The 2829-nt window shown below is 60.2% G+C and carries 3 protein-coding genes; 2 read left to right on the top strand and 1 reads right to left on the bottom strand.

What is annotated here, in order from left to right:
* A partial coding sequence (locus WA354_RS25505; protein WP_472815845.1) for a homocysteine S-methyltransferase family protein occupies positions 1–667 on the bottom strand: 667 nt, incomplete at its 3' end.
* Positions 668–941: 274 nt separating this feature from the next.
* On the opposite strand from WA354_RS25505, the gene WA354_RS25500 reads away from it, so the two are divergent.
* Positions 942–2438: a hypothetical protein gene (locus tag WA354_RS25500; RefSeq protein WP_472815844.1), complete on the top strand. Its 1497-nt coding sequence runs from the start codon at positions 942–944 to the stop codon at positions 2436–2438.
* Positions 2439–2443: 5 nt separating this feature from the next.
* Positions 2444–2829 (top strand): PIG-L family deacetylase (locus WA354_RS25495; protein ID WP_472815843.1); only part of this gene is annotated, 386 nt, incomplete at its 3' end.

Raw genomic sequence — 2829 nt, 5'->3', positions numbered from 1 at the left:
TGAGAACGGTGGAGGGGCCGGTGGAGCAGTTGACCCCAATGGCATCGGCGCCCCACTCGGTGAGCAGCGCTGCGGCCTGCTGCGGCGATGAGCCGTCAAGACAGTTGCTGTCGTCGTCCACGGTGACCATGACGAGGACGGGTAACTGCGGCGCGGTTTCTTCGGCTGCGAGCAAGGCTTCGCGGGCTTCATTCAGCGCGGGCATTGTCTCGATGATGAGCATGTCAACGCCCGCGTCAGCCAGCGCGCGAATCTGCTCGGCAAAGGCGGCCCGAGCCTCGTCGAGTCCGGTTTTGCCCAGGGGCTCAAGCCGGACACCGAGCGGACCGATGGAACCGGCAACATATGCCGTGCCCGCCTGTTTTTCCTGGAGGTGGTCGACGGCCTGCCGGGCGAGTTTGACGCCGGCGGCATTGATCTCGGCCACCTTCGAGGCGAGGCCGTGGCGAGTGAGACGAAACCGGTTTGCGCCAAAAGTGTTGGTTTCAAGAATCTCGGCGCCCGCCTGGAGGTAATCCTCATGAATAGAGAGGATGAGGTTGGGGTCAGACAGGTTCAGTTCGTCGTAGCAGCGGTTGATGAAGACACCGCGGGCGTAGAGCACTGTGCCCATCGCGCCATCGGCGAGCACGGGGCGGCTGGAGAAGATATCGGCAAACTGAGCCATCTGTCGTCAATGCTATCGCATGGCCTTGGGAATGTATGCGATTGCGCGGCGAACGGCGCCCTGAAGGGGTCCGAATGTGCGACTTCGTGATTCAGTCGAATGAGCGGGTTGCTTTGTTATACTTCGAGAGTCAAAAGCTATGCAGAACCAGTCCAGGATGAGGGAGTTCTACGGGGCTGGATTTGCGGCAATCGCCATTCATTTTGTCCTAGTTGCGGCAACTGCCGTGCATTAATCCGCGGCCTGTCCGCGCCGGTATTCGAGGGAAGAGATTTTGAAGAAGAGAAGTCTTTGGTTTAGCGCCGCCGGAGCCCTGGTGGCGGCGATCGTGCTGGCGGGATGCGGTACCACCACCTATTTTGCCGGAAGAACTCTGCCCCCGAGCGGTTTGCCCGACCGGGTTCTGATCGCCGTCCAAAACCCCAGCGCTGCTGCCCAGGGTGCGCTGACTTTTGTGGATGCGTACTACGATATCCGTTTCAGCTACAACCAGAAGATTCCGGGTTTCAGCATCGCCGGATACTCCGGTCAATTGCCAATCACTATCCAGAACATGCCCGAGGAACAATCGGGAGCGGTTTATGGCTCCGCCGACGGTTCGCTGCATTTGATCAACTATCAATCAGAGAAGGATGGTGGTGCTCAAAAGGGCTTGAACGGCCTTTCGTCGAGCATCTTCATTACGCGTAGCGGCAGCTACATCATTGCTGCGAATCAGCTGTCGACGGTGCTCACCGTGGTGGACAACACGAACAACGGCACGTACGCTCTGAGTCTGCCGGGCGTATACCGCGTGAGCGTCAATCCGGGAGGGTCGGCGGCCGTGGCGTTTGCGCAGAACTCCAACTACGGTTACTTCGTGCGCAAGCTGACTGCCAACGAGACGCTTTCCTACTCCGGCGGTTCAAGCACCTGGCCGAAGGCTGCCACCGATTGCGAGCCGCAGAATGCTCCGGGGTGGTGCCTGTTCCAGATGCAGAGCCCTGATAACGTGGATGCGACGGGCAATGGTTATGGAGCGCCTCTGCTGTTCGATCGCCCCGTAAAGGCTGTATTCTCGGCGGATGGCAATACCGCATTTGTGCTCAATTGCGGGGCCGAGTGCGGCGGGTCTACATCTTCAGTCAGCGAAGTACCTGTTGCGCCGATGATTTTTCTCGCTGGGCAACACGCCGGCAGCCTTCCAACCAATACTGCGTTGCATGCGGACTGTTCCGCGACACCGAACGCAAGTTCATGCACTCTGGCGACGCCCGGCGGGTCAAGCAATGCGCTGGTGGCATCGAACACGATGTATGTGGCAGGCCAGCAACTGCAGGCTGATGGATTGTTTACCGGCAACCTTACGGTGGTAAGTCTCGCGGGAACTGCCTCGAGTACCCTGTCTGCGTCGGCGCCAGTCCCGATCAGCGATGGGGCACCGGGGGCGCCCAGCCGCATGCTGTTGGCAGACGACAACACTCTGTGGGTCGGCATGACGAAGTGCAATAACGGCGAGCGCTTCAAGACAGGCCAGCCCTACGGATGCCTGACGATGTTCAACACCACCACCAACACTGTGACGATGCTGGAGCCCTATCTCGGCGACCTGACTGGAATCGCTGGCGTCATCGGGCTGCATAAGGTGTACGTCGCGCAAGGTGGCCAGGTTTATATCTTCCATACCACCGATGGTTCGTCGATCAACAACCAGTACGTGACGGTGTCGGCAACCGTGTCGGATGTGGCATTTATGGATGCGCACACCGACGGCGACAATACCGTCTACTAACTTCGATGCCTGCATCCCAGGAGTCCGAGCGTCAATACGCCGATGTGCTGGCGATAGCGGCGCACCGCGATGACGTGGAGCAAACCTGCGGCGGAACACTGCTGCGGATGGCGGCGCGAGGGCTGCGCACGGCAATCCTGGATCTGACACGAGGCGAAGCTGGGACGCGGGGAACAGCCGAAGATCGGGCCCGCGAAGCTGCAGAGGCGGCGGCCCTGCTGGGTGTGAGCCGGCGCGAGGCGCTGGATCTGCCTGACGGCGCCATTGAAAACACGCTCGAAAATCGCAAGAAGATTGTGCGAGTACTGCGCGAAGTCCGCCCGCGGGTGGTGATTCTGCCCTATTGGCAGGCACGGCATCCTGACCATGCGATTGTGGCGGCGCTCGGATA

This window comes from Occallatibacter sp. (assembly GCF_049802275.1).
Taxonomy (GTDB): domain Bacteria; phylum Acidobacteriota; class Terriglobia; order Terriglobales; family Acidobacteriaceae; genus Telmatobacter.
The sequence above is the reverse complement of the archived record's forward strand: the minus strand, read 5'-3'. Positions and strand labels throughout refer to the sequence as shown.